The organism is Pseudomonas sp. AFG_SD02_1510_Pfu_092, assembly GCF_003331055.1.
GTDB lineage: Bacteria > Pseudomonadota > Gammaproteobacteria > Pseudomonadales > Pseudomonadaceae > Aquipseudomonas.
Genome location: NZ_PUQD01000012.1, coordinates 23094 through 48187 on the forward strand (window position 1 = coordinate 23094; position 25094 = coordinate 48187).

Annotated in this window: 28 protein-coding genes; 18 read left to right on the plus strand and 10 right to left on the minus strand. The window is 64.1% G+C overall.

The features are described 5' to 3' along the window. Position 1 precedes the first annotated feature (1 nt). The gene (locus C6A77_RS08045; RefSeq protein WP_114168972.1) at positions 2-700 is read left to right on the plus strand and encodes an SPOR domain-containing protein; all 699 of its coding nucleotides are present in this window, start codon (positions 2-4) and stop codon (positions 698-700) included. Between the two features lie 55 nt (positions 701-755). Here C6A77_RS08045 and C6A77_RS08050 read toward each other — a convergent pair whose 3' ends face one another. Next, positions 756-1175, minus strand: a complete 420-nt coding sequence (locus tag C6A77_RS08050; RefSeq protein WP_114168973.1) for a TM2 domain-containing protein — start codon at positions 1173-1175, stop codon at positions 756-758. 164 nt (positions 1176-1339) lie between these two features. Here C6A77_RS08050 and C6A77_RS08055 point away from each other — a divergent pair, with 164 nt between their 5' ends. Next, complete coding sequence (locus C6A77_RS08055; RefSeq protein WP_114168974.1) at positions 1340-1969, plus strand: C40 family peptidase; 630 nt, start codon at positions 1340-1342, stop codon at positions 1967-1969. A gap of 126 nt (positions 1970-2095) precedes the next feature. Here C6A77_RS08055 and C6A77_RS08060 read toward each other — a convergent pair whose 3' ends face one another. Further along, positions 2096-3094, minus strand: coding sequence for a PilT/PilU family type 4a pilus ATPase (locus C6A77_RS08060; RefSeq protein ID WP_114168975.1), 999 nt, complete (start codon positions 3092-3094; stop codon positions 2096-2098). A 65-nt stretch (positions 3095-3159) separates the two neighbouring features. On the opposite strand from C6A77_RS08060, the gene C6A77_RS08065 reads away from it, so the two are divergent. The 9 genes from C6A77_RS08065 to C6A77_RS08105 all read left to right on the plus strand — a co-directional run bounded on the left by C6A77_RS08065 (position 3160) and on the right by C6A77_RS08105 (position 9718). After that, positions 3160-3846, plus strand: coding sequence for a YggS family pyridoxal phosphate-dependent enzyme (locus C6A77_RS08065; protein WP_114168976.1), 687 nt, complete (start codon positions 3160-3162; stop codon positions 3844-3846). A 38-nt stretch (positions 3847-3884) separates the two neighbouring features. Next, the gene (gene proC, locus C6A77_RS08070) at positions 3885-4703 is read left to right on the plus strand and encodes a pyrroline-5-carboxylate reductase (protein WP_114168977.1); all 819 of its coding nucleotides are present in this window, start codon (positions 3885-3887) and stop codon (positions 4701-4703) included. 10 nt (positions 4704-4713) lie between these two features. Beyond that, a complete protein-coding gene (locus C6A77_RS08075; protein ID WP_114168978.1) occupies positions 4714-5304 on the plus strand; it encodes a YggT family protein in 591 nt (196 codons plus the stop codon). An 88-nt stretch (positions 5305-5392) separates the two neighbouring features. Continuing rightward, entirely contained in the window at positions 5393-6532 is a 1140-nt protein-coding gene (locus C6A77_RS08080) for a homoserine O-acetyltransferase (protein ID WP_013974620.1), read from the plus strand. Positions 6533-6539: 7 nt separating this feature from the next. Then, on the plus strand, positions 6540-7160 hold the full coding sequence (metW, locus tag C6A77_RS08085) for a methionine biosynthesis protein MetW (protein WP_003249106.1): 621 nt from the start codon (positions 6540-6542) through the stop codon (positions 7158-7160). Positions 7161-7182: 22 nt separating this feature from the next. Beyond that, complete coding sequence (locus tag C6A77_RS08090; RefSeq protein WP_114168979.1) at positions 7183-7620, plus strand: DUF4426 domain-containing protein; 438 nt, start codon at positions 7183-7185, stop codon at positions 7618-7620. Then, a complete protein-coding gene (gene rdgB, locus C6A77_RS08095) occupies positions 7617-8210 on the plus strand; it encodes an RdgB/HAM1 family non-canonical purine NTP pyrophosphatase (protein ID WP_114168980.1) in 594 nt (197 codons plus the stop codon). Before C6A77_RS08090 ends, rdgB begins: the two co-directional genes overlap by 4 nt. Then, a complete protein-coding gene (hemW, locus tag C6A77_RS08100) occupies positions 8207-9382 on the plus strand; it encodes a radical SAM family heme chaperone HemW (protein ID WP_114168981.1) in 1176 nt (391 codons plus the stop codon). Before rdgB ends, hemW begins: the two co-directional genes overlap by 4 nt. A gap of 9 nt (positions 9383-9391) precedes the next feature. Further along, positions 9392-9718 (plus strand): DUF3392 family protein, encoded by a 327-nt coding sequence (locus tag C6A77_RS08105; protein ID WP_114168982.1) that lies wholly within the window; start codon positions 9392-9394, stop codon positions 9716-9718. 427 nt (positions 9719-10145) lie between these two features. On the opposite strand, the gene trmB is transcribed toward C6A77_RS08105, so the two are convergent. The 4 genes from trmB to C6A77_RS08125 all read right to left on the minus strand — a co-directional run bounded on the left by trmB (position 10146) and on the right by C6A77_RS08125 (position 12401). Continuing rightward, positions 10146-10868, minus strand: coding sequence for a tRNA (guanosine(46)-N7)-methyltransferase TrmB (gene trmB / locus C6A77_RS08110; RefSeq protein WP_114168983.1), 723 nt, complete (start codon positions 10866-10868; stop codon positions 10146-10148). Positions 10869-10877: 9 nt separating this feature from the next. Beyond that, a complete protein-coding gene (locus C6A77_RS08115) occupies positions 10878-11672 on the minus strand; it encodes a thiazole synthase (protein ID WP_013974625.1) in 795 nt (264 codons plus the stop codon). A gap of 53 nt (positions 11673-11725) precedes the next feature. Next, positions 11726-11926 carry a sulfur carrier protein ThiS gene (thiS, locus tag C6A77_RS08120; RefSeq protein WP_114169036.1) on the minus strand — a complete coding sequence of 67 codons (201 nt, stop codon included), beginning with the start codon at positions 11924-11926 and terminating at the stop codon, positions 11726-11728. A 103-nt stretch (positions 11927-12029) separates the two neighbouring features. Beyond that, entirely contained in the window at positions 12030-12401 is a 372-nt protein-coding gene (locus C6A77_RS08125) for a DUF423 domain-containing protein (RefSeq protein ID WP_114168984.1), read from the minus strand. Between the two features lie 64 nt (positions 12402-12465). Between C6A77_RS08125 and mtgA the strand changes: the two genes are divergently transcribed. Beyond that, the gene (gene mtgA / locus C6A77_RS08130; RefSeq protein ID WP_114168985.1) at positions 12466-13176 is read left to right on the plus strand and encodes a monofunctional biosynthetic peptidoglycan transglycosylase; all 711 of its coding nucleotides are present in this window, start codon (positions 12466-12468) and stop codon (positions 13174-13176) included. A gap of 180 nt (positions 13177-13356) precedes the next feature. Here mtgA and rpoH read toward each other — a convergent pair whose 3' ends face one another. The 4 genes from rpoH to ftsY form a co-directional block, all read right to left on the minus strand. Then, positions 13357-14211 carry an RNA polymerase sigma factor RpoH gene (rpoH, locus tag C6A77_RS08140; protein WP_003249083.1) on the minus strand — a complete coding sequence of 285 codons (855 nt, stop codon included), beginning with the start codon at positions 14209-14211 and terminating at the stop codon, positions 13357-13359. Positions 14212-14323: 112 nt separating this feature from the next. After that, positions 14324-15349: a permease-like cell division protein FtsX gene (ftsX, locus tag C6A77_RS08145; RefSeq protein ID WP_114168986.1), complete on the minus strand. Its 1026-nt coding sequence runs from the start codon at positions 15347-15349 to the stop codon at positions 14324-14326. After that, positions 15346-16017 (minus strand): cell division ATP-binding protein FtsE, encoded by a 672-nt coding sequence (gene ftsE, locus C6A77_RS08150; protein WP_013974630.1) that lies wholly within the window; start codon positions 16015-16017, stop codon positions 15346-15348. Before ftsE ends, ftsX begins: the two co-directional genes overlap by 4 nt. A 2-nt stretch (positions 16018-16019) precedes the next feature. After that, on the minus strand, positions 16020-17480 hold the full coding sequence (gene ftsY, locus C6A77_RS08155) for a signal recognition particle-docking protein FtsY (RefSeq protein WP_114168987.1): 1461 nt from the start codon (positions 17478-17480) through the stop codon (positions 16020-16022). Between the two features lie 231 nt (positions 17481-17711). On the opposite strand from ftsY, the gene C6A77_RS08165 reads away from it, so the two are divergent. The 6 genes from C6A77_RS08165 to C6A77_RS08190 all read left to right on the plus strand — a co-directional run bounded on the left by C6A77_RS08165 (position 17712) and on the right by C6A77_RS08190 (position 24971). Then, positions 17712-19067, plus strand: coding sequence for a pitrilysin family protein (locus C6A77_RS08165; protein ID WP_114168989.1), 1356 nt, complete (start codon positions 17712-17714; stop codon positions 19065-19067). Beyond that, the gene (locus C6A77_RS08170; protein WP_114168990.1) at positions 19060-20559 is read left to right on the plus strand and encodes a pitrilysin family protein; all 1500 of its coding nucleotides are present in this window, start codon (positions 19060-19062) and stop codon (positions 20557-20559) included. The genes C6A77_RS08165 and C6A77_RS08170 overlap by 8 nt, the downstream gene beginning before the upstream one ends. Next, positions 20559-21161 carry a 16S rRNA (guanine(966)-N(2))-methyltransferase RsmD gene (rsmD, locus tag C6A77_RS08175; RefSeq protein ID WP_114168991.1) on the plus strand — a complete coding sequence of 201 codons (603 nt, stop codon included), beginning with the start codon at positions 20559-20561 and terminating at the stop codon, positions 21159-21161. The genes C6A77_RS08170 and rsmD overlap by 1 nt, the downstream gene beginning before the upstream one ends. Positions 21162-21256: 95 nt before the next feature. Then, on the plus strand, positions 21257-22549 hold the full coding sequence (locus tag C6A77_RS08180) for a pitrilysin family protein (RefSeq protein ID WP_114168992.1): 1293 nt from the start codon (positions 21257-21259) through the stop codon (positions 22547-22549). Then, positions 22542-23918: a pitrilysin family protein gene (locus C6A77_RS08185; RefSeq protein ID WP_114168993.1), complete on the plus strand. Its 1377-nt coding sequence runs from the start codon at positions 22542-22544 to the stop codon at positions 23916-23918. The genes C6A77_RS08180 and C6A77_RS08185 overlap by 8 nt, the downstream gene beginning before the upstream one ends. A 60-nt stretch (positions 23919-23978) precedes the next feature. Beyond that, positions 23979-24971: a hydrolase gene (locus tag C6A77_RS08190; RefSeq protein ID WP_114168994.1), complete on the plus strand. Its 993-nt coding sequence runs from the start codon at positions 23979-23981 to the stop codon at positions 24969-24971. Positions 24972-25094 lie beyond the last annotated feature (123 nt).

Sequence of the window (25094 nt, forward strand, 5' to 3'; positions counted from 1 at the left end):
GTTGGCTGCCAAGAAAAAACCCGCACCCAAACGCGGCGCCAGCCGCCAGACGGCGCCGGCCAAGCAACCGATTCCCGGTTGGGTATGGCTGGCGGTCGGCCTGACCGTCGGCGCGTTCATCGTGTTCCTGATGAAGCTGGAGCCAGGTGGCGAGGACATCAAGCGCACCAAGCCCGAGCAGCAGAAATCGGAGAAGGTGACCGAGGCCGGCAAGTCGACCCAGGCCACCCCACAGCAGCCGGTGAAGCCCAAGTACGACTTCTACACGCTGCTGCCGGAGTCCGAGGTGATCGTGCCGCCAGAGGCCGTGCCAGAGAAGACGCCACCGGTTCCGGCCCAGCCGGTCACCCCGGTGACCCCGGCCGAAGCGGCGAAGATCGACACGGCGCGGGCCCAGGCGGCATTGCTGGGCCAGACCCCGCCACCGGCACCGCCGGTGATCAAGCCGGCGGCGACCACACTGTTCTTCCTGCAGGCCGGCTCGTTCCGCAAGCAGGCCGATGCCGACAAGGTGCGGGCGCAGATCATCCTGCTGGGCCAGTCGGTGAAGGTGGAGTCGGGCACGGTCAAGGACGAAACCTGGTACCGCGTTCTGGTCGGCCCGTTCAGCAACCGTGAACAGCTGACCGGGGCACAGAAACAACTGGCCGGGGCTGGGTTCAGCAACCTGCTGCTGCAACAGCGGCAGACCCGTCAGTAATCTGCAGCTGCGGCCCTGTGGGAGCGGCCTTGCGTCGCTCCCATATGGGCTTGCGTCAACCGCGGCCGGCATTGCGCTCGGAAACCTGGCTGTTCAGCGTCCAGAAGTCATACAGCACCCCCACCAGGAACAGCCCGCCGGTAAAGAAGTAGATGATCGCGCTGATCCACTTGCCCTGATACAGCCGGTGCAGGCCGAATACGCCGAGGAAGGTCAGCAGGATCCAGGCGATGTTGTAGTCGATGCGCCCGGACTGGAAGCGCAGGTCGGCTTCACGGTCCATCGACGGGATCAGGAACAGGTCGATCAACCAGCCGATACCCAGCAGCCCCAGGGTGAAGAACCAGATGGTGCCGGTGACCGGCTTGCCGTAATAGAAACGGTGCGACCCGGTAAAGCCGAAAATCCACAGCAGGTAACCGATGGTCTTGCTGTGGGTGTCGTGAAACGGCGCTCCCTGTTGATAACTGTTCATGTATAGCCCCCGTGGGTTATCCGAAAATTTTCTAAAAAAAATGTGACTTTCTTGCCGCAGGCCGACGTACGGCACCCGGGCAATCGACCAACGGATCAAGGATTGATCAAAAAGCTGTTATAAAGTTGCGCGCCCAACACATTACATTCATAAGAGCTTCATCTATGCCGCCTTTACTCAAGACATGGCTGACCCTCTGCCTATTATTGCCCCTGGCCGCCCACGCCACCAATCGTGAGCAACGTCTTCCCAACGGTTTCACCGGCTACACCAGCAACGCCTCGGTGAGACACACCCCAATCAAGCAGACTGCGCTGCGTGCCCGCCCAGGCAATGCCACCAGCAGCAGCCGCGGCGTGCCGGTCACCGCCATGTCGCCAAAGCAGAGCAGCGATGTGCTCAGCCGGGCCGTGAACGTACTCGGTACCCCCTACGTCTGGGGCGGCAGCAGCCCGAAAAAAGGCTTCGACTGCAGCGGGTTGGTCAAATACGCCTTCAACGACGTCGCCGATGTCGACCTGCCGCGCACCTCCAACGCCATGGCCCAGGGCCACGGGGTGAAAGTGGCCAAGGGCGACCTGAAGCCAGGCGACCTGATCTTCTTCAACATCAAGAGCCGTCGGGTGAACCACGTTGCCATCTACCTGGGCAACGACCGCTTCATCCATGCGCCACGCCGTGGTAAGCGGGTGAGCATCGACACCCTGAGCAAGCCTTACTGGCAGAAGCACTATGTAGTGGCCAAGCGGGTGTTGCCGAAAGAACAGCAGCAGTTGAACCTGGCCAAGCGCTGAGCGGACCGGCTCTTTCTGTGCTGGCCTCTTCGCGGGTAAACCCGCTCCCACAGGTACACCACAGCATTCGAAGGCTGGGTTATCCCTGTGGGAGCGGGTTTACCCGCGAAAGGGCCGGCACAGGCACTACAGCTCCCCGATCAATCCTTTCTCCCTCAACCCCCGCATCGCCCCCTCCATCGTCCGCATCCCTTCTGCACCACCCGCCTGCATCACCGAACACAACTGTGCCATCCGCCCCTCCCGCACCAGATTACGTACCGCCGGCGTAGCCACCAGCACCTCCCGCGCCGCAACCCGCCCACCGCCCACCCGCCGAACCAGCACCTGCGCCACCACCAGGCGCAACGACTCGGCCAGCATCGCCCGCACCAGCGGCTTTTCTTCAGCGGCGAACACCTCCACCAAGCGGTCGATGCTGCTCGCCGCTGAACGGGTGTGCACGGTCGCCAGCACCAGGTGCCCGGTCTCGGCCGCGCGCAGGGCCAGACGGATGCTTTCAAGATCGCGCAGCTCGCCGATCATGATCACATCCGGGTCCTGGCGCAGCGCGCTGCGCAGCCCCTGGGCAAAGCCACTGCAATCGCGGCCTACCTCACGCTGGTTGACCAGGCTGCGCTGGCTGCTGTGGATAACTTCGACCGGGTCTTCCAGGGTGATGATGTGCAGCGCCCGTTCGCGGTTCAGCTGGTCAAGCAATGTCGCCAGGGTGCTGGACTTGCCGCTGCCGGTCGGCCCGCCTACCACGACCAGGCCATCGGCGCACTGCGCAACAGCCTGAAATACCTCCCTGAGGTCGAGCTCATCGAGCGTGGCGATACGCCCCGGGATCAAGCGCAAGGTGGCCGCAGGGCCGTTCAACTGGCGAAACAGGTTCAGCCGGAAGCGCCCCAGAACAGGCAGCTGCAGTGCCAGGTCCAGTTCATCGCCCGCGGCCCACTGCCGCTGTTGGTCGTCGTCCAGCACGCCAGCCATACCCTCGACCAGCGCATCCGCAGCCAGCGGCGGCAACTCCATACGCTGCAATGCGCCATCCACGCGCAGCATCGGTACCTGCCCCGCCGCCAGGTGCAGGTCGGACGCGCCCGCGTCCACCGCGCGGGTCAACAGGTCGGTCACATCCATGAGACTCCCCAAAGGCCTTCAAGTAGGTAGAATGCCGCAAACCCTCCAGCCGTCGGCATCAGTCCATGTCCACCCTAGCAGACAACCTTTCCGCCATTTGTGCCCGTATCGCCAGCGCTGCCCAGGCTGCCGGGCGTGAGCCGGCCAGCGTTCAGCTACTGGCCGTGAGCAAGACCAAGCCAGCCAGCGCCATCCGCGAGATCCACGCCGCCGGCGTGCGCGATGTCGGTGAAAATTACCTACAGGAAGCGCTGACAAAGCAGCAGGCGCTCAGCGACCTGCCCTTGATCTGGCACTTCATCGGCCCCATTCAGTCGAACAAGACCAAAGCCATTGCCGAGCATTTCGACTGGGTACATTCCGTGGACCGCCTGAAGATCGCCCAACGCCTGTCGGAGCAGCGCCCGGCCGGGCTGGCGCCGCTGAATATCTGCCTGCAAGTGAACGTCAGCGGCGAAGACAGCAAGTCCGGCTGTGCCCCTGCCGACCTGCCGGCCCTGGCCCAGGCGGTAGCCGCACTGCCCAATCTGCGCCTGCGCGGGCTGATGGCCATCCCCGAACCGACTGATGACCGCGCAGCCCAAGAGGCCGCCTTCGCCACCCTGCGCCGTTTGCAGCAAGGCCTGGGCCTTGGCCTGGACACCTTGTCGATGGGCATGAGCCACGACCTGGAGGCGGCGATTGCCCAGGGAGCGACCTGGGTGCGTATCGGTACCGCCCTGTTCGGCGCCCGCGACTACGGTCACAACTGATTGCATGCTTTACTCACTCTTTCCCACAAGGACCTGACATGAGCAAGACTCGTATTGCCTTCATCGGCGCCGGCAACATGGCCGCCAGCCTGATCGGTGGTCTGCGTGCCCAGGGCCTGGACGCCTCGCAGATCCGCGCCAGCGACCCGGGCGCCGAGACCCGCAGCCGCATCCAGGCCGAGCACGGCATCGAAACCTTCGAGCACAACGCCCAGGCAATCGCTGACGCCGACGTCATCGTGCTGGCGGTAAAGCCGCAGGTCATGAAAACCGTGTGCCAGGCCCTGCAACCGAACCTGCAGGACGGCCAGCTGATCGTTTCCATCGCCGCCGGCATCACCTGCGCCAGCCTGCAGAGCTGGGTTGGCGCCCGCCCGGTGGTGCGCTGCATGCCCAACACCCCGGCGCTGCTGCGACAGGGCGTGAGCGGCCTGTATGCCACCGTCGAAGTGTCTGCCGCACAGCGCCAGCAAGCCGAACAACTGCTGTCGGCCGTGGGCACCGCCCTGTGGCTGGAACAGGAGCAGCAACTGGACGCTGTGACGGCTGTCTCCGGCAGCGGCCCGGCGTACTTCTTCCTGCTGATCGAAGCCATGACCGCAGCCGGCGAAAAGCTTGGCCTGCCACGCGAAACCGCCTCGCAGCTGACCCTGCAAACGGCCCTGGGTGCCGCGCGCATGGCAGTCGCCAGCGATGTCGATGCCGCCGAGCTGCGCCGCCGTGTCACCTCGCCCGCCGGCACCACCGAAGCGGCCATCAAGTCGTTCCAGGCCAGCGGCTTCGAAGCCATTGTCGAACAGGCGCTGCAAGCTGCGGCCACACGCTCCGCAGAGCTGGCCGAACAACTGGGCAAATAAGGAGCCTTAAATGAATGCACTGTCCGGTGCCGCGATCTTCGTGGTGCAAACCCTGGTCAGCCTGTACCTGGTGATCGTCCTGCTGCGCTTCGTGCTGCAGCTGGTAAAGGCCAACTTCTACAACCCGCTGTGCCAGTTCGCAGTGCGCGCCACCCAGCCACTGCTCAAGCCAATCCGCCGGGTCATTCCCAGCGTCGGCGGGCTGGACACCTCGTCGCTGCTGCTGTCGGTAGTGATCCAGGCCCTGTTGATGGGCTTCGTTCTGATGGTCACCTACGGCACCTTCGGCGACATCCTGCACCTGCTGATGTGGGCGATCATCGGCATCACCTCGCTGTTCCTGAAGATTTTCTGGGTGGCGATGATCGTCATGGTGATCGTCTCCTGGGTTGCGCCCAACAGCCACAACCCTGCTGCCGAACTGGCCTACCAGATCAGCGAGCCGGTGCTGGCACCGTTTCGCCGCATCGTGCCGAACCTGGGCGGCATGGATATCTCGCCGATCTTCGCCTTCCTGGCGATCCAGGTGATCCAGTCGTTCGTCATGCCGCCGCTGGCCGCCTACGCCGGCATGCCACAAGAGCTGTGGCGGATGATCTGACCCGGCTTGCCCCCGACGGCAAGCCTTTGCTTGCCGCTGGGGGTAGCGCTCTTTAGACTTACGCCTCCGTCAAGCGTGAGCAGGGTCGATGTCCACTGTCTTTCCCGAAGATTCCGTCGGTCTGGTAGTACCGCAAACCGCCCGGTTCGATGAACCGCTGGCCTTGGCTTGTGGCCGCTCCCTGGCCAGTTACGAACTGGTCTACGAGACCTATGGCACCCTCAACGCCAGCGCGAGCAACGCCGTGCTGATCTGCCATGCCCTGTCCGGCCACCACCATGCCGCTGGCTACCATGCCGCCACCGACCGCAAGCCGGGCTGGTGGGACAGCTGCATCGGCCCGGGCAAGCCGATCGACACCAACCGCTTCTTCGTGGTCAGCCTGAACAACCTCGGTGGCTGCAACGGCAGCACCGGCCCCAGCAGTATCAACCCGGCCACCGGCAAGCCCTATGGCGCCGACTTCCCGGTGCTGACCGTGGAAGACTGGGTCCACAGCCAGGTGCGCCTGGCCGAGCGCCTGGGCATCCAGCAGTGGGCCGCCGTGGTCGGTGGCAGCCTGGGCGGCATGCAGGCGCTGCAATGGACCATCAGCTACCCCGAGCGCGTGCGCCATTGCGTCGACATCGCCTCGGCACCCAAACTGTCGGCACAGAACATCGCCTTCAACGAAGTGGCACGCCAGGCCATCCTCACCGACCCCGAATTCCATGGCGGCTCGTTCCAGGACCAGGGCGTGATCCCCAAGCGCGGGCTGATGCTGGCGCGCATGGTTGGCCACATCACCTACCTGTCGGATGACTCGATGGGTGAAAAATTCGGCCGTGAGCTGAAGAGCGACAAGCTCAACTACGACTTCCACAGCGTCGAGTTCCAGGTCGAAAGCTACCTGCGCTACCAGGGCGAGGAGTTTTCCGGCCGTTTCGACGCCAATACCTACCTGCTGATGACCAAGGCGCTGGACTACTTCGACCCGGCCGCCGCCCAGGGCGGCGACTTGGCGGCGACCCTGGCCCACGTCAAGGCGGATTACTGCATCATGTCGTTCACCACCGACTGGCGCTTCTCCCCGGCCCGTTCGCGCGAGATCGTCGATGCCCTGATGGCCGCGCGCAAGAACGTCTGTTATCTGGAGATCGACTCGCCTTACGGCCACGATGCCTTCCTGATCCCCACGCCTCGCTACATGCAGGGTTTCTCGAACTACATGAACCGCATTGCCATCTGAGGACAGCATGAGAGCCGATCTGGAAATCATCCACGACTGGATCCCCGCCGGCAGCCGGGTACTCGACCTGGGCTGCGGCAGCGGCGAACTGCTGGCCTCGCTGCGTGACCGCAAGCAGGTCACCGGCTATGGCCTGGAAATCGACGCCGACAACATCGCCGCCTGCGTGGCCAAGGGTGTCAACGTGATCGAGCAGGACCTGGACAAGGGCCTGGGCAACTTCGCCAGCAACAGCTTCGATGTGGTGATCATGACCCAGGCCCTGCAGGCCGTGGAGTATCCCGACCGCATCCTCGACGAGATGCTGCGCGTGGGCCGCCAGTGCATCATCACGTTCCCCAATTTCGGCCACTGGCGCTGCCGCTGGTACCTGGCGACCAAAGGCCGCATGCCGGTCTCGGACTTCATGCCGTACACCTGGTACAACACGCCGAACATCCACTTCTGCACCTTCGCCGACTTCGAAGAACTGGTGCACGAGCGCCGCGCCAAGGTGCTCGATCGCCTGGCGGTCGACCATTTGCACCGCAACGGGTGGGGTGGCCGGCTTTGGCCTAATCTTCTAGGTGAAATCGGCATTTACCGCGTCAGCAGCCCGGGCCTGCAAGAGCACCAGCTCGCCGTCTGACGCCCAGCGGAGGAAACACCCCATGCGTCGCCTAGCCCTGTTCCTGATCAGCCTGTGCCTGGCCTTGCCGGTCATGGCTGCCGATGCCGCCCGCCCCGAGCGCAAGGAAGTGTTTGGCGATGTGACGGTGCATTACAGCGCGTTCACCTCGAGCATGCTGACCCCGGAGGTGGCCGCAGCCACCGGCCTGGTGCGCAGCAAGAATCAGGGCGTGCTCAATATTGCCGTGCTCAAGGCCAACAAGCCCGCCATGGCGGTAATCAGCGGCACGGTCAAGGACCTGACCGGGCGCAGCAGCCCGCTGTCGTTCAAGCAGATCACCGAACAGGGCGCGGTGTACTACATTGCCCAGTTCAAGATCGACCAGCCAGAAACCGTCACCTTCGACCTGAATATCGAAACCGGCGGCATCAGCAACTCCCTCAGCTTCAACCAGGAAGTGTTCCCAGGCGACTTATGAATTTTCAGCAACTCGTATTGGCCAGCCACAACGCCGGCAAACTCAAGGAACTCCAGGCCATGCTCGGCCAGTCGGTGCAGCTGCGCTCGATCGGCGAGTTCAGCCAGGTCGAACCGGAAGAGACCGGCCTTTCGTTCGTCGAGAACGCCATCCTCAAGGCGCGTAACGCCGCACGCATTTCCGGCCTGCCGGCGCTGGCCGACGATTCCGGCCTGGCGGTGGACTTCCTCGGCGGCGCCCCGGGTATCTACTCGGCGCGCTATGCCGACGGCCAAGGTGACGCGGCGAACAACGCCAAGCTGCTCGAAGCGCTGAAGGATGTGCCTGAAGCCGAACGCGGGGCGCAGTTCGTCTGCGTCCTGGCGCTGGTGCGCCATGCCGACGACCCGCTGCCGATCCTCTGCGAAGGCTTGTGGCACGGGCGCATCCTGTTCGAAGCCAGCGGCGATCACGGCTTTGGCTACGACCCGCTGTTCTGGGTCCCCGAACGCAACTGCTCCAGCGCCGACCTGGCCCCGGTGGACAAGAACCAGCTCAGCCACCGCGCCCGCGCCATGGCCCTGCTGCGCCAACGTCTGGGCCTGGCATGAGCGAAACGCTGTCCACCCCCGGCGCGGCGGGCTTCACCAGCCTGCCGCCGCTGGCGCTGTACATCCATATCCCATGGTGTGTACGCAAATGCCCGTACTGCGACTTCAACTCGCACGCTGCCGGCCCTGAGCTGCCGGAAGATGCCTACGTCGCCGCCTTGCTGACCGATCTCGACCAGGAGCTGGCCGCCGTGCAAGGCCGGCCGATCAGCTCGATCTTCTTCGGCGGCGGCACTCCCAGCCTGTTCAGTGCCGACGCCCTTGGCCGATTGCTGCGTGGCGTGGAGCAACGTATCCCGTTTGCGCCGGACATCGAAATCACCCTGGAGGCCAACCCGGGCACCTTCGAGCAGGACAAGTTCAAGGCCTACCGGCAAACCGGCATCAACCGCTTGTCCATCGGTGTGCAGAGCTTCCAGCCTGCCAAACTGCAGGCGCTGGGACGTATCCACAACGGTGATGAAGCAGTTCGCGCTGCCGGTATGGCGCGCGCCGCCGGCTTCGACAACTTCAACATGGACCTGATGCACGGCCTGCCCGACCAGTCGCTGGACGACGCGTTGGGCGACCTGCGCCAGGCCATCGACCTGGGGCCGACGCACCTGTCCTGGTACCAGTTGACCGTGGAGCCGAACACGGTGTTCTGGAACCAGCCACCCGAGCTGCCCGAGGACGATATCCTCTGGGACATCCAGGAAGCCGGCCAAACGCTGATGGCCGAGCACGGCTTTCGCCAGTACGAGGTTTCGGCCTATGCCCAGGCGGGCCGCGCAGCGCGGCACAACCTCAACTACTGGCGCTTTGGCGACTTCATCGGCATCGGTGCCGGTGCCCACGGCAAGCTGACTTTCGCCGACGGCCGTATCCTGCGTACCTGGAAGACCCGCCTGCCCAAGGACTACCTGAACCTGGCCAAGCCGTTCAAGGCCGGCGAGAAGCTGCTGCCAGTCGACGAGCTGCCGTTCGAGTTCCTGATGAACGCCCTGCGCCTCACCGAAGGTGTGGAAGCCGAGTTGTTCACCCAACGCACCGGTTTGCCGCTGGCACAGCTGCGCGAGGCACGCCGTGCGGCAGAACAAAAGGGCCTTTTGCAGGTCGAAGCGGATCGGCTGGTGGCGACACCCAGAGGCCAGTTGTTCCTCAATGACCTGCTGCAGTATTTCTTGAACTAAGGATGACCCATGGATCTGGTACTCGATCTGCTCGCAACGGTTTCGCGCTGGAGCCGCAGCAACCTGTCGGAGATTTCACTGGCCCTGGTAGGCTGCCTGCTGGTGCTGTTCGGCACTGATCTCAAGGGCTGGGTGGAACAGCGCCTGGGCGGCCTGGCGGGCGCCCTGCGCGTTCCGTTCATGGCGTTGCTGGTGATGATCGGCAGCGGTGCGGCGCTGATCTACGCCACGCCTTGGGTGGTGAAGGGGCTGAGCCAGTTCAACAACTACGCCCTGGCACCAGTGCTGCTGGTGGTGCTGGTGCTGATCGGCGTGGTGGCGGATCGACGGGGCTGAGCCACAGTCTTGGGCTGAACACTTGTGGGAGCGGCCTTGTGTCGCGATTGGGCCGCAAAGCGGCTCCGGCATTTTCTGCGTCACCGCCGAGCCCCAGGGGCTTGCGCAATCTTTGTGGGAGCGGGCATGCCCGCGAACACCGGCAAAGCCGGTGCCATCCACCGCGTCGCCTGTTTCGCGGGCACGCCCGCTCCCACAGAAGTCCCGAACGGTCTTGAGCACAATCAGTATCCGCACAAGCGGGCCAATCTTCCAGCATCTAACCGGTACTTCGATGCCTTCGAAAGCTATGTAGAGCTTTCAGTGAAGCCTCAGAGCGAGGGATACTCAGTCCTGTCGCTCACATAAAAAACCGCCCTTCTCAAGGCGGTTTTTTTTCGCCTGCATTTCTGCAGGCACCAGCACATCGAAAGGCCGTATCAGCCGGTCAATCCACCTTCTCGAACTTCAAGTCCCAAACCCCATGCCCAAGCCGCTCGCCACGGCGTTCGAACTTGGTGATCGGGCGTTCTTCCGGACGCGGCACGTAGGTGCCGTCGGCCGCACGGTTGCGATAACCCGGGGCCGCGCTCATCACTTCCAGCATGTACTCGGCATACGGCTCCCAGTCGGTAGCCATGTGGAACACACCACCCGGCTTGAGCTTGCGCCGTACCAGTTCGGCGAACTCCAGCTGGACGATGCGGCGCTTGTGGTGACGCGCCTTGTGCCATGGGTCGGGGAAGAACAGCATCAGGCGGTCGAGGCTGTTGTCTGCCACGCAGCGGTTCAGCACTTCGATGGCATCGCAGTCATATACCCGCAGGTTCTTCAGGCCCTGAGTCAGCACGCCGTTCAGCAGCGCGCCAACACCCGGGCGGTGTACTTCCACACCGATGAAGTCCTGCTCAGGTGCGGCAGCAGCCATTTCCAGCAGGGAATGGCCCATGCCGAAACCGATCTCCAGAGTGCGCGGCGCCGAACGGCCGAACACCTGGTCGTAATCCACCGGGCTGTCAGCCAGCGGCAGGATGAACAGCGGGCCGCCCTGGTCCAGGCCGCGTTGCTGGCCTTCGGTCATGCGCCCGGCGCGCATCACGAAACTCTTGATGCGGCGGTGCGGGCGCTGGTCGCCGTCGGCGGAGATCGGCGTATCTTGCGAGTCAGTCATCTGGGGCTCTTACTTGATCAGACCATCCAGCGGCGAAGAGGCGCTGGCGTAGAGTTTTTTCGGCATACGGCCGGCCAGGTAGGCCATGCGACCGGCGACGATGGCGTGTTTCATGGCTTCGGCCATCAGCACCGGCTGCTGGGCATGGGCGATAGCCGAGTTCATCAGCACCGCTTCGCAGCCCATTTCCATGGCGATGGTGGCGTCGGACGCGGTGCCCACACCGGCATCGACCAGCACCGGTACCTTGGATTCCTCGAGGATGATCTGCAGGTTGTAGGGGTTGCAGATACCCAGGCCGGTACCGATCAGGCCAGCCAGCGGCATGACCGCGATGCAGCCGGCTTCGGCCAGCTGGCGGGCAATGATCGGGTCGTCGCTGGTGTAGACCATCACATCGAAACCGTCCTTGACCAGCACTTCGGCGGCCTTGAGGGTTTCGATCACGTTGGGGAACAGGGTCTTCTGGTCGGCCAGTACTTCCAGCTTGACCAGATTGTGGCCGTCCAGCAGTTCGCGAGCCAGGCGGCAGGTGCGCACGGCTTCGACCGCGTCATAGCAACCGGCGGTGTTAGGCAGGATGGTGTAGCGGTCCGGCGGCAATACGTCGAGCAGGTTCGGTTCGCCCGGGTTCTGGCCGATGTTGGTGCGGCGCACGGCAACGGTGACGATTTCGGCACCCGAAGCCTCGATGGCCAGGCGGGTTTCTTCCATGTCACGGTATTTGCCGGTGCCCACCAGCAGGCGCGACTGGAAGGTACGCCCGGCCAGGGTGAAGGGCTTGTCGCTACGAACGTTGCTCATCGTTGTTCCTCGGGAAAAGGTTGCTGGGCTTGCAGGTGAATTGCCGGTGAAATTCAGCCTCCACCGATGGCGTGGACCACTTCGACCTGGTCGCCGTCGTTCAACAGCGTGTTGTCGTGCTGGCTACGCGGCACGATATCCAGGTTCAGTTCCACCGCGACGCGGCGCCCGGTCAGCTCCAGGCGGGCCAGCAGGGCCGCGACGGTTTCGCCAGCGGGCAATTCGTAAGGTTCACCGTTCAGTTGAATGCGCATGCGCACGGCCACCATTGTTCTTTGGGGGCCCGCATTCTAGCGCCGAACCGCCCTGCAACCCAAGGGCGCTGCACGCCATTAGTCGCGATTGTGGACCACCCGGTCAGCCCAGCCGCCAGGCTGCCAGGCCCAGGCACAGCCAGCCGGCGAGGAAGCACAGGCCACCCAGCGGGGTAATGATGCCGAGCTTGCCCAGGCCACTGAGGGTCAGCAGGTACAGGCTACCGGAGAACAGCACGATGCCCAGCGCAAACAGGCCGCCAGCCCAGCCGACCAACCGCCCGGGCAGGTGCACCGAAAGCACGGCGACGGCCAGGATCGCCAGGGCATGCACCAGCTGGTAGGTCACGCCGGTCTGGAAGATCGCCAGGTAGTCGGCGGTCAACCGGCTTTTCAGACCGTGGGCAGCGAAAGCGCCCAAGGCGACGCCGGTGAAGCCGAAAAAGGCGGCAAGCATCAGGAAGCTGCGAAGCATGGGACGACTCCTTGTATCGGGTCTGTATAATGGCCCCTTCCACCCGTACGGCCAAGCCATCGCCATGCTGCCAACCCTTCTCCGTCGCCTTTTCCGCGCCCTGCTCTGGTTCGCTGCCGGCAGCATCGTGCTGGTACTGGTGTTCCGCTGGGTGCCACCGCCCGGTACGGCGCTGATGGTCGAGCGCAAGGTGCAGTCCTGGGTGAATGGCGAGCCGATCGACCTGCAGCGCGACTGGGAGCCGTGGGAGAACATCTCCGACGACCTCAAGGTCGCGGTCATTGCCGGCGAGGACCAGAAGTTCGCCAACCACTGGGGCTTCGACATCCCGGCCATCCAGGCAGCGCTGGCCTACAACGAGCGCGGTGGCAGCATTCGTGGCGCCAGCACGCTGACCCAGCAGGTGGCCAAGAACCTGTTCCTGTGGTCCGGCCGCAGCTGGTTGCGCAAAGGGCTGGAGGCTTGGTTCACCGCGCTGATCGAACTGTTCTGGTCGAAGGAACGGATTCTCGAGGTCTATCTGAACAGCGCCGAGTGGGGCAAGGGCGTGTTTGGCGCCCAGGCGGCGGCGCGCTACCACTTTGGCGTCGATGCCAGCCGGCTCAGCCGCCAGCAGGCTGCCCAGTTGGCGGCAGTACTGCCCAGCCCGATCAAGTGGAGCGCCAGCCGGCCGAGCGCTTATGTAGCCAGCCGGGCCGGGTGGATTCGCCGGCAGATGAGCCAGCTGGGCGGGCCCAGCTACCTGATGCAGCTCGACTCGTCTCGAAAGCTTTGAATGCCGTGCCGGCCTCTTCGCGGGTAAACCCGCTCCCACAGGTTCGGCACTGTCCCTGAGACTTGTGCAGTACCTGTGGGAGCGGGTTTACCCGCGAAAGGGCCAGATAAGCCAACACAAACAAAAAAAGCCGCTCACCCGATCAGGGGCCAGCGGCTTTTCTGTGCAACCAAGGCCTGATCAGGCAGCTATCAATGCCTTGACCTTGTTCATCGCATTCTTCTCCAGCTGGCGAATACGCTCAGCCGAAACGCTGTATTTGTCTGCCAGCTCATGCAGCGTGGCCTTCTCTTCGGCCAACCAGCGCTGGTAAAGAATGTCACGGCTACGCTCGTCCAGGCCTTGCAGCGCTTCGTGCAGGTTGCTGGTGGAGTTGTCGCTCCAGTCGGCATCCTCCAGCTGCACCGCCGGGTCGTAACGGTGGTCTTCCAGGTAATGCGCAGGCGACTGGAAGGCGCTGTCGTCGTCAGCTTCCGCTGCCGGGTCGAAGGCCATGTCCTGGCCGCTGAGGCGGCTCTCCATCTCGCGCACTTCACGCGGCTCCACCCCGAGGCTTTCCGCCACGCGGTGCACTTCGTCGTTGTTCAGCCAGGCCAGACGTTTCTTCTGGCTACGCAGGTTGAAGAACAGCTTGCGCTGCGCCTTGGTGGTCGCCACTTTGACGATGCGCCAGTTGCGCAGGATGAACTCGTGGATCTCTGCCTTGATCCAGTGCACGGCGAACGACACCAGGCGCACGCCCATTTCCGGGTTGAAGCGCTTGACGGCTTTCATCAGGCCGACGTTGCCTTCCTGGATCAGGTCGGCCTGGGCCAGACCGTAGCCGGCATAGCTACGGGCGATATGTACGACAAAACGCAGGTGGGCCATCACCATTTGACGAGCGGCCTCGACATCCTGCTCATAATAGAGACGCTCGCCCAGATCACGCTCCTGCTCGACCGTCAGCAGCGGGATGCTGTTGACCGTGTGCACGTAGGCTTCCAGGTTTGCACCGGGTACCAGGGCATAGGCAGGTTGCAACGATGTGGTCATTCAAGAACCTCCGACTTACAAAACTCACGCCTTGTGGGCGCTGCCAACATTGACCTGGAACGACGGTACAAGTTCCGAAGTGAACAAAATGTCAATGCTGGCACTGAAAAAACTATCGCGGCGCCAGCTCGTTCAGGTGGCGGGCCACTGCAATCCATGCACCGATATACCCCAACAGTACCGCTCCGATCAAGAGCGACAGACCATCGGACGCCGGCACCCCACCCAGGGCGAAGTCACTGCCGTACAGCCCGGACAGCCCTACCACCGCCTCGTTCAGCCAGTTCAGGCCGAACGCCAGGATGCCCCATGCCAGCAGGCCTGCACCCAGGCCGTACAGGGCGCCCATGTACAGGAAAGGCCGGCGCACATAGGCGTCGGTGCCACCCACCAGCTTGATCACTTCGATCTCGACACGGCGGTTCTCGATGTGTAGACGAATTGTGTTACCGATTACTAACAGCAGTGCAGAAATCAGCATCACCGCCAAACCGAAGACGAAGCGGTCACCCAGCTTGAGGATCGCCGCCAGGCGTTCGACCCATACCAGGTCAAGCTGCGCCACTTCAACCCGTGGCAGCTCCGACAAGCGTTGACGCAAGGCTTCCAGCGCCGGTTTGTCGACCTCGGTCGGGGTTACCACGACCACACCCGGCAGCGGGTTGTCGGGCAGTTCGCGCAGGGCTTCGCCCAGGCCGGATTGCTGCTGGAATTCCTCCAGTGCCTGCTCGCGGCTGACGAACTGCGCATCCGCTACCCCGGGCATGCCTTTGATCTCGTCGCGCAACGCCTCGCCATCGCGGCCGCCGGCATCGAGCTTGAGGTACAGCGAAATCTGCGCTGCACGCTGCCACGAACCGCCAAGCTGCTCGACGTTCTTCAGCAGCAACGACAGGCCCATTGGCATGCTCAGCGCCACCGCCATCACCAGGCAGGTGAAGAAGCTGCCGATCGGCTGCTTGCCCAGGCGGCGCAGGCTGTCGGCCATGCTGGCGCGGTGGCTTTCCAGCCAGGCATGCAGCAGCGTGCGAAAATCCGGGCCGTCATCGTCCTCGTTGCGTTTTTTCTTCGCCGGTTGCGGGTCGGCCGGTTTCGGCGCAACCCGCTCGGAAACCTTCGGTGTACGTGTAGTGCTCATTGCCCGGCCTCCCCATCGCCGATCAAGCGGCCGCGCTGCAAGGTCAGCATGCGGTGGCGCATGCGCGCGATCAGTGCCAGGTCGTGGCTGGCGATCAATACCGTGGTGCCCAGGCGGTTGATGTCCTCGAACACGCCCATGATCTCGGCGGCCAGCCGCGGGTCGAGGTTACCGGTAGGCTCGTCGGCCAGCAGCAGGGCTGGCTGGTGAACGATGGCACGGGCGATACCCACCCGCTGCTGCTGCCCGGTGGACAGGTCAGCCGGGAACAGCTCGCCCTTGTCGGCCAGCGACACACGCTCCAGCGCCGAATCCACGCGCTTGGCGACCTCGGCCTTGGACAGGCCGAGAATCTGCAGCGGCAAGGCGATGTTGTTGAACACCGTACGGTCGAACAACAGCTGGTGGTTCTGGAACACCACGCCGATCTGCCGGCGCAGGAACGGGATCTGCGAGTTGCTGATCTGCCCCAGGTCCTGGCCGGCCAGCATCAGCTTGCCGCTGGTCGGGCGTTCCATGGCCAGCAGCAGGCGCAGCAAGGTGCTCTTGCCTGCCCCCGAATGGCCGGTGACGAACAGGAATTCGCCCCGGCGCGCCCGGAAACTCAGCTCATGCAAACCCACATGACCATTGGGGTAGCGCTTGGCAACCTGTTCGAATCGGATCATGGTCAGTCTCGCTCGGCGAACAGAGCCTTGACGAACGGCTCGGCTTCGAAGGTACGCAGGTCGTCGATGCCTTCACCCACACCGATGAAGCGGATCGGCAGCTTGAACTGCTTGGCCAGGGCAAAGATCACCCCACCCTTGGCGGTGCCGTCCAGCTTGGTCAGGGCCAGGCCGGTCAGTTCGACGCTCTGGTTGAAGTACTTGGCCTGGCTGATGGCGTTCTGGCCGGTGCCGGCGTCGAGCACCAGCAACACCTCGTGCGGCGCATCAGCGTCAAGCTTGCCGATGACCCGGCGGACCTTCTTCAGCTCTTCCATCAGGTTGTCTTTGGTGTGCAGGCGGCCGGCGGTGTCGGCGATCAGCACATCGACGTTACGGGCCTTGGCGGCCTGCACCGCATCGAAGATCACCGAGGCGGAATCGGCACCGGTGTGCTGGGCAATCACCGGGATCTGGTTGCGCTCGCCCCACACCTGCAACTGCTCGACCGCAGCGGCACGGAAGGTGTCACCCGCCGCCAGCATGACTTTCTTGCCTTCGAGCTGCAGCTTCTTGGCCAGCTTGCCGATAGTGGTGGTCTTGCCGGCACCGTTCACGCCGACCACCAGGATCACGTAGGGCTTGTTCTGCGCCTGAACCACCATCGGCTGCTCGACCGGGCGCAGCAGCGCGGCCAGTTCTTCCTGCAGCGACTTGTACAGGGCATCGGCGTCGGCCAGCTGCTTGCGGGCGACCTTCTGGGTCAGGTTCTGAACGATGGTCGAAGTGGCTTCGACACCTACGTCGGCCGTCAGCAGGCGGGTCTCGATCTCGTCGAGCAGGTCGTCATCGATGACTTTCTTGCCCAGGAACAGGCTGGCCATGCCCTCGCCGATGCTGGCGCTGGTCTTCGACAAGCCCTGCTTGAGGCGGGCGAAGAAGCCAGGCTTGGCCTGCTCGGTCGTCGAGGAGGCTGGCGCAGCTTCGTCAGCTACAGGTGCAGCAACCACAGCCGCAGGCGCAGCGGGTTCCGCTGCCGGGCGGTCCGGGATTGCCGGCGGCGCTTTCGGCTCCAGGTCCGGCACCAGTGCCACGGGTTCTTCCGCGACTGGCAGCACTAGGTTGCTGACTGGCGCGACAGGCTCCACGACCGGGGCCTGTTCGACACGGGCGACCTCGACCGGAGCAGCTTGCAGCGGCGCGGAAGCGACGGGCTCGGGTTCGGGAGCCTGCAATGGCTGGGAGGCAACCGGCTCCGCGGCAGGCGCTTCAACTACCGGCGCTTGCGCGGGTTCGGCAGGCTGTGGCGCTGCAACCGCGGGGGCCTCGACCGGAGCGACTGCAGGTTGCTCGACGGCGGGAGCTTCAGGCGCGGGCGAGCCCGCGTCCGCAGGTTGTTGCGGCTTCTTGCGAAACCAGCTGAACAGGCCTTTCTTCTCGCCAGCCTCGGCTGGCGCTTTTTTGTCGTCGTTGGAACCAAACATGGAAGACGGCTATCTCAGGGTAGCGATGGGCCAGCTATGGCGCATCGGGAATTCTCTCTACGCAGAACAGACTATCTTGAAGCCGGCTGGTTCATGCGCAACGTTTTGTCTTGATGTCCTGTGGGCCAGAACGGCGACAGGCATGGTCGCCAGGCAACCGGATCAGTATCCTAGCACCTCCTGGCCTGCCGACGCTAAACCCAGCGGGCCGCCGAACAGGTTAAACACCGTATGAATGCTCTAGCCCGCCGCGCCGCAGGCCTGTTGCTCGGCACGCTGTGCCTGCCGTTCGCGGCCTTTGCCGCCGATGTGCAACCCACCCACGAGTTCATCCTCGACAATGGCCTGAAAGTGGTGGTGCGCGAAGACCATCGCGCCCCGGTGGTGGTGTCGCAGATCTGGTACAAGGTTGGCTCCAGCTACGAAACCCCGGGCCAGACCGGCTTGTCCCATGCCCTGGAACACATGATGTTCAAGGGTAGCGCCAAGGTCGGCCCCGGCGAGGCCTCGCGCATCCTGCGTGACATCGGCGCCGACGAGAACGCCTTCACCAGCGACGACTACACCGCCTATTACCAGGTACTGGCCCGCGATCGCCTGCCGGTGGCACTGGAGCTGGAGGCCGACCGCCTGGCCAGCCTGCGCCTGCCGGCCGACGAGTTCAGCCGCGAAATCGAGGTCATCAAGGAAGAGCGCCGCCTGCGCACCGACGACCAGCCCAACGCCAAGGCGTTCGAGTTGTTCCGCGCGATGGCCTACCCGGCCAGCGGCTACCACACGCCGACCATCGGCTGGATGGCCGACCTGGAACGCATGAAGGTCGAAGAGCTGCGCCACTGGTACGAATCCTGGTATGCGCCGAACAACGCCACCCTGGTGGTGGTCGGCGATGTCACCGCCGATGAGGTCAAAGGCCTGGCACAGAAGTACTTCGGCAGCATTCCCAAACGCGCCGTGCCGCCGGCCAAACTGCCGCTGGAGCTGGCCGAACCAGGCCAGCGCCAGCTGACCCTGCACGTACGCACTCAGCTGCCCAGCCTCATTTACGGCTTCAACGTGCCCGGCCTGGCCACCGCCAAGGACCCGCGCACCGTGCATGCCCTGCGGCTGATCTCGGCGCTGCTCGACGGCGGCTACAGCGCCCGCATGCCGGCCCGCCTGGAGCGTGGCCAGGAGCTGGTGGCCGGTGCATCGTCCAGTTACAACGCCTTCACCCGTGGCGACAGCCTGTTCCTGGTCTCGGCGACGCCGAACGTGCAGAAGCAGAAAACCCTCGCTGATGTCGAGAAAGGCGTGTGGCAGCTGCTGGACGAACTCAAGACCACCCCGCCCAGCGCCGAAGAGCTGGAACGCGTGCGCGCCCAGGTCATCGCCGGCCTGGTCTATGACCGCGATTCCATCAGCAGCCAGGCCACCACCATCGGCCAGCTGGAAACCGTCGGCCTGTCGTGGAAGCTGATCGACAGCGAACTGGACGAGCTCAAGCGCGTCACCCCGCAGGACATCCAGAACGCCGCGCGCACCTACTTCACCCGCGAACGCCTGAGCGTTGCCCATGTACTGCCCGAGGAGTCCGCTCATGAGTGACCGCCGCGCACCACGCCCAAGCCTGCTGGCCACGGGCATCCGCGCCCTGACGCTGGCCGCCGTGCTGGCCGCCCCGGCGCTGGCCGACAGCAACACCCCGGCCGCCAAGGCCGACAGCAGCGCGGCCCGCCCGGCCAACACCCTGCAGTCGCTGGCCGAGCTGGATGGCAAGGCGCCCAGCCGGCGCCAGCTGAACATCCAGCACTGGAGCACCGCCGAAGGCGCCCGGGTACTGTTCGTCGAAGCCCGCGAACTGCCGATGTTCGACCTGCGCGTCACCTTCGCCGCCGGCAGCAGCCAGGATGGCGACACCCCAGGCCTGGCCGCCCTGACCAACGCCATGCTCAACGAGGGCGTGGCCGGCAAGGATGTGACCGCCATCGCCGAAGGCTTCGAGGGCCTGGGTGCAGATTTTGGCAACGGTTCCTACCGCGACATGGCCGTGACCTCGCTGCGCAGCCTCAGTGCCAAAGACAAGCGCGAACCGGCCCTCAAGCTGTTCACCGAGGTGGCCGGCAAGCCGACCTTCCCCGAGGACGCCCTCGAGCGCATCAAGAACCAGATGCTGGCTGGCTTCGAGTACGAAAAGCAGAACCCCGGAAAGATCGCTGGCAAGGCGTTGTTCGGCAAACTCTACGGCGACCACCCCTACGCCCACCCAAGCGACGGCACCGCCGAGAGCATTACCGGTATCACCCTGGCACAACTGCGCGCTTTCCATGCCAAGGCCTATACCGGCGGCAACGCGGTCATCGCCCTGGTCGGCGACCTCAGCCGTGCCGAGGCCCAGGCCATCGCCGCCCAGGTGTCCGCCGGCCTGCCCAAGGGCCCGGCACTGGCCGCACCGGCCCAGCCCGGCGAAGCCAAGCCCGGCCTGACCCACATCGACTTCCCCTCCAAGCAGACCCACCTGATGCTCGCCGAGCTCGGTATCGATCGCCAGGACCCGGACTGGCCGGCGCTGTCACTGGGCAACCAGATTCTTGGCGGCGGGGCGTTCGGCACCCGCCTGATGAGCGAAGTGCGTGAAAAACGCGGCCTGACCTACGGCGTGTACTCCGCGTTCAGCCCGATGCAGGTGCGCGGCCCGTTCATGATCAACCTGCAGACCCGCGCCGAACTCAGCGAAGGCACGCTCAAGCTGGTGCAGGGCATTCTTGCCGACTACCTGAAGAGCGGCCCGACCCAGCAGGAACTGGACGATGCCAAGCGCGAACTGGCCGGCAGCTTCCCGCTGTCCAATGCCAGCAACGCCAGCATCGTCGGCCAACTGGGCGCCATCGGCTTCTACAACCTGCCGCTGACCTGGCTGGAGGACTTCATGCAGCAGTCCCAGGCCCTCACCGTCGAGCAGGTCAAGGCGGCCATGAACAAACACCTGTCAGCCGATAAACTGGTGATCGTCACCGCTGGCCCGAAAGTGCCACAAAAACCGCTGCCAGCACCCACGGACAAGCCTGCCGAGCAACCGCTCGGCGTACCGGAGCACTAATGCCTAGATCCACCCCTCCCGCCCGCCCGCAAACGGGCCAAAGCAAGGGCCAGGGCCACCTGCGCATCATCGCCGGCGAATGGCGCAGCCGCCGCCTGTCGGTGCCGGACGGCGAGGGCCTGCGGCCAACGCCCGACCGCGTGCGCGAAACCGTGTTCAACTGGCTGGCGCCATACATCGAGGGCGCCCGCGTGCTGGACGCCTTCACCGGCAGCGGCGCACTGGTGCTGGAAGCCCTGTCCCGCGGGGCCGAGGACGCCGTGGCGCTGGACAGCAATCCGGCGGCCATCGCCAACCTGAAGAACAACCTCGAGATCCTGCGCTGCCCGCGCGGGCAGATCCTGCAGACCGACGCCCTGCGTTACCTGCAGGGCCCGGCCAAGCAGCAGTTCGACGTAGTGTTTCTCGACCCGCCGTTCCATCAGGACCTGCTGGCCGACACCTGCAACCTGCTGGAGCACAACCAGTGGCTGTGCGAACAGGCCTGGGTCTACACCGAAAGCGAGGCGGCGCCGTCGGCCTTGCAGCTACCGGGCAACTGGCGCCTGCACCGAGAGAAAAAGACTGGTCAGGTGTACTACGCGCTTTGGCAACGGGGCTGATCCCGTAACCTAAGGGTGGCGTACTTAGTTACCGCGCCCCCGTCACGAGCATGATTGAAGCTGCTCCTTCGCATCTTTGCAGGAGCACTTCAGCCATGACCGAACATTCCTCCCCGACAAACGCGCTACACACCTTTACCCTCGACAACGGCATGCGCGTCTACCTGCGTGAGGACCACCGCGCCCCGTTGGTCAGTGTGCAGCTTTGGTACCACGTCGGGTCCAGTTACGAACCACCGGGCCATACTGGCCTGTCTCACGCACTGGAACATCTGCTTTTCGAAGGCAGCAGCAAACTGGCAGCCGGCGAATACTCAACACTCATGACCCGCTTGGGTGGTGACCCGAATGCGTTCACGCAATCGGATGCCACGGTGTTCCCGCTCACCTTACCGGCCAGCCGCCTGGAAATAGCCCTGGAAGCCATGGCCGATGTCATGGCCAGCGCCGCCCTCTGCGATACGCCTTTTGCCAGGGAACTGTCGGTCGTCATGGCCGAGCGGCGGGAAAATGTCGACAACAGCCCGATCGCGCTCGCACTGGAACATCACCAGTCGTTGACCTATGGCCATTCCGGCTACGGCACGCCAGTCATCGGCCACCAGATCGATCTTGAGCACATAACCCCGGCGGCGGCACGCACCTGGCACCAGACCTGGTATTACCCCAATAACGCCACCCTCGCGGTGGCGGGCGACATGACCCTGCCACAGCTACAAGCCCTGGTTATGCGGCATTTCGCGCCGATACCAGCTAAACGCCTGCCCATGCGCGAGGCCCCGATGGCGCCTACCAACCTGGTCAGGCGCCAGCAGACCCTGCGCCTGCCAGGCCTGTACAACGGCGCGATCCTCGGTTTCAACCTGCCCAGCCAATGCACCGCCGCGTCGGATGCACAAGCCTATGCGTTGCGGTTACTGCCAGACATTCTTGCCGATGGCCAGGCTAGCAGGCTGCAGCGGCTGCTGGTGCAGGATGAGCCGCTGTTGCAGGCGCTGCGAGGGGTCTATGAACCTTGGCAACGCGGCGACAGCATGTTTGCCCTTTACACATTCAGCAGCCCACACATCACACCCGAAGCCGCAGCCGAGCGACTGATGCGCGAGATAGAAGCGTTTCGCCAGGCGGGCCCCACCCGGCAAGACCTTGAACGCGCCAAGGCCCGCCTGCTGGCCAGGCAACTGTTCGAAAGAGATGACATTGCCAAACAGGCTCACGCCATCGGTAAACAGGCCTGCTGCGGGCTCGACCCGGTTGCCCTGGATGACGAGCGCCAAGCCATAGAGGCGGTGACTGCCGAGGAGCTCGGCCAGACGGCCTACGACTACCTTATCGAATCCCGGGCAACCATGACCTTCATGCACGCCAAGGAGAACGCTCATGCCTGACATCACTTCGACCGCGCATCAACCCGATGTAGCCTGCAGCATCGGCAAGAGTCGCTTGCAGTCCACTCAAGGGCTCGACCTGGACCAGTTCGAAACCTTGCACACGCCAGTCCAGGCCTGGACCACGATGGCCGGTACAGGCGTGAAATTCGTCGAGGCTCACGGGCTACCGATTGTCGACGTGGTACTGCGTTTCAAGGCTGGTACCAGCCAGGACACCGATCAGCTTGGCCTGGCAGCCCTGACCCTTTACATGCTTGACGAGGGCAGCCAGCGACATACCGCGACCCAGCACGCAGAGCAACTGGAACGCCTGGGCGCAATCACGCAAAAAGAGATACGCCTGGAGCATGCCACGCTCTGTCTGCGCAGCCTCAGCAACCAGGCAAGGCTCGATGCGGCCCTTGAACTGTTCATGGACCTTGCCGCAAATCCCGCATTTCCCGCCCTTGCACTGGAAAAGATAAAACAGCAGCTACAAAGCCTGAACGCCTCGCGCGAACGGCAGCCTGTCTTGAGAGCACGCAAGGAAGCATACCGCCATCTGTTCAACGGCCATCCTTATGGCACAAGCCTGGGAAGCACCCGGCAGGGCATTGAAGCCATCACTGTCGATGACCTGCGCAGGTTCCATCAACGCGCCTACGCTGCCAGCAACCTTGAAATGGTGCTGGTAGGGGACCTTTCCTTGAGCGAAGCCCAAGCGATCGCTCAACGGATAAGCGAGGCCCTGCCACAGGGCTGGGCTGCCGCTGAACTGCCCTCGCCACCCATGACCACCAGCGCAACGATCAATATCGACCAGCCCGGTGCAAGCAGCGCAGCGTTGCTTGCACTGCCCATGAATGTGCCGGCCAATGATCCCGAATTTCTGGCCCTGATACTGGGCAGCGAAGTACTCGGAGGGGGCTTCGAGTCCCGCTTGATGACGGAGCTACGCCAGCGCCGCGGTCTTACCTACGGCATCTACAGCCGGGTGAAGCCCCTGAGTGCAGGAGGGTTGTTCGCTGTTGAATGGGAAATCGCGCCCCATTACGTGCAAGGCTCGCAGGCCTTGGTAGAGGCGCAGATGCGCGAATTCATCGACAAAGGACCAACCCCGGCGCAATTGCAGTTCGCCCGCAAGCAGCTGGTGGGGGATTTGCTGCGCGCCGTTGCGCAAAACCAGAGCCTGGCGGCGTTGCTTACCGAGGTCACCCAGCAACGTCAGCCTGCCGACCACCTGAACACCTACATCGAGCGCATCAGCGCCATCACTCCGGCAGATGTGCGCCGGGTCATGCAACGTCGGCTGAACCTGGACGGCAAAGTTCTGGTCAGCGTCGGCCCCCGTGCCGACCAGCAAGCGTTGCCAGCCACCGACCAATAGCGCAGGTACAGTGGCGCTGTTTCGTGGCACTCTAGGCAGGCACACCAAGAGCCACCCAGCATGCCCAGCCCCAGCGCCACTTTCCGCCCGGCCATCGGCCTTTCCAACCCCCACCTGCAAACCCTGTGGGGACCACTGTGGCGCAAGCTGCCCGACCTCAAGCGCAACCGCGAGCGGCTATGGCTGGCCGATGGCGATTTCATCGACCTCGACTGGCACGGCCCGCACCAGCCGCATGCGCCGCTGGTGCTGGTGTTGCACGGCTTGACCGGCTCGTCCCATTCGCCCTATGTCAAAGGCCTGCAGCAAGCGCTGCAGGACCGTGGCTGGGCCAGTGTGGCAGCGAACTGGCGTGGTTGTTCGGGCGAGCCCAACCTGCTGCCACGCAGCTACCATTCCGGCGCCAGCGAAGACCTGGCCGAAATCGTCAGCCACCTGCGCGCCCAGCGCCCGTTGGCACCGTTGTATGCGGTGGGTTACTCGCTGGGCGGCAACGTGCTGCTGAAATACCTGGGCGAAAGCGGCATCGCCAGCCAGCTGCAAGCAGCGGTGGCGGTGTCGGTGCCGTTTCGTCTGGATCACTGCGCCGACCGCATCGGCCAAGGTTTTTCCAAGGTGTATCAGGCGCATTTCATGCGTGAGATGCTGGCGTATGTGCAGCGCAAACAACGGCAGTTCCACGCCAGCGGCCAGCATGAACGCCTGGCCACGCTGGAGCGCCTGGGGCCATTGACCAAGCTGCGCACGTTCTGGGACTTCGACGGCAGGGTCACCGCACCCTTGAACGGCTTTCGCGATGTGCACGACTACTACCGCCGTTCATCAAGCCATTTCTTCCTCGGCCAGAACCGTACGCCGACGCTGATCATCCACTCCAGCGATGACCCGTTCGTCTCCGGCCACAGCCTGCCAACCGCGCGGGAACTGGCCCCCCAGACCCGCCTCGAGCTGCACAGCAGCGGCGGCCATGTCGGCTTCGTCGAGGGCAGCCTGCGCAACCCGGGCTATTACCTGGAACGGCGCATCCCGCAGTGGTTGGTCGAGGGCACATGACCGCTTGAGCCAGCACAGGCTCGGTTTGAGCGGGCGCGATTCCTGTGGGAGCGGGCGTGCCCGCGAACACCGGCGCAGCCGGTGCCGGGCAGCGCGCTGGATTCTTCGCGGGCACGCCCGCTC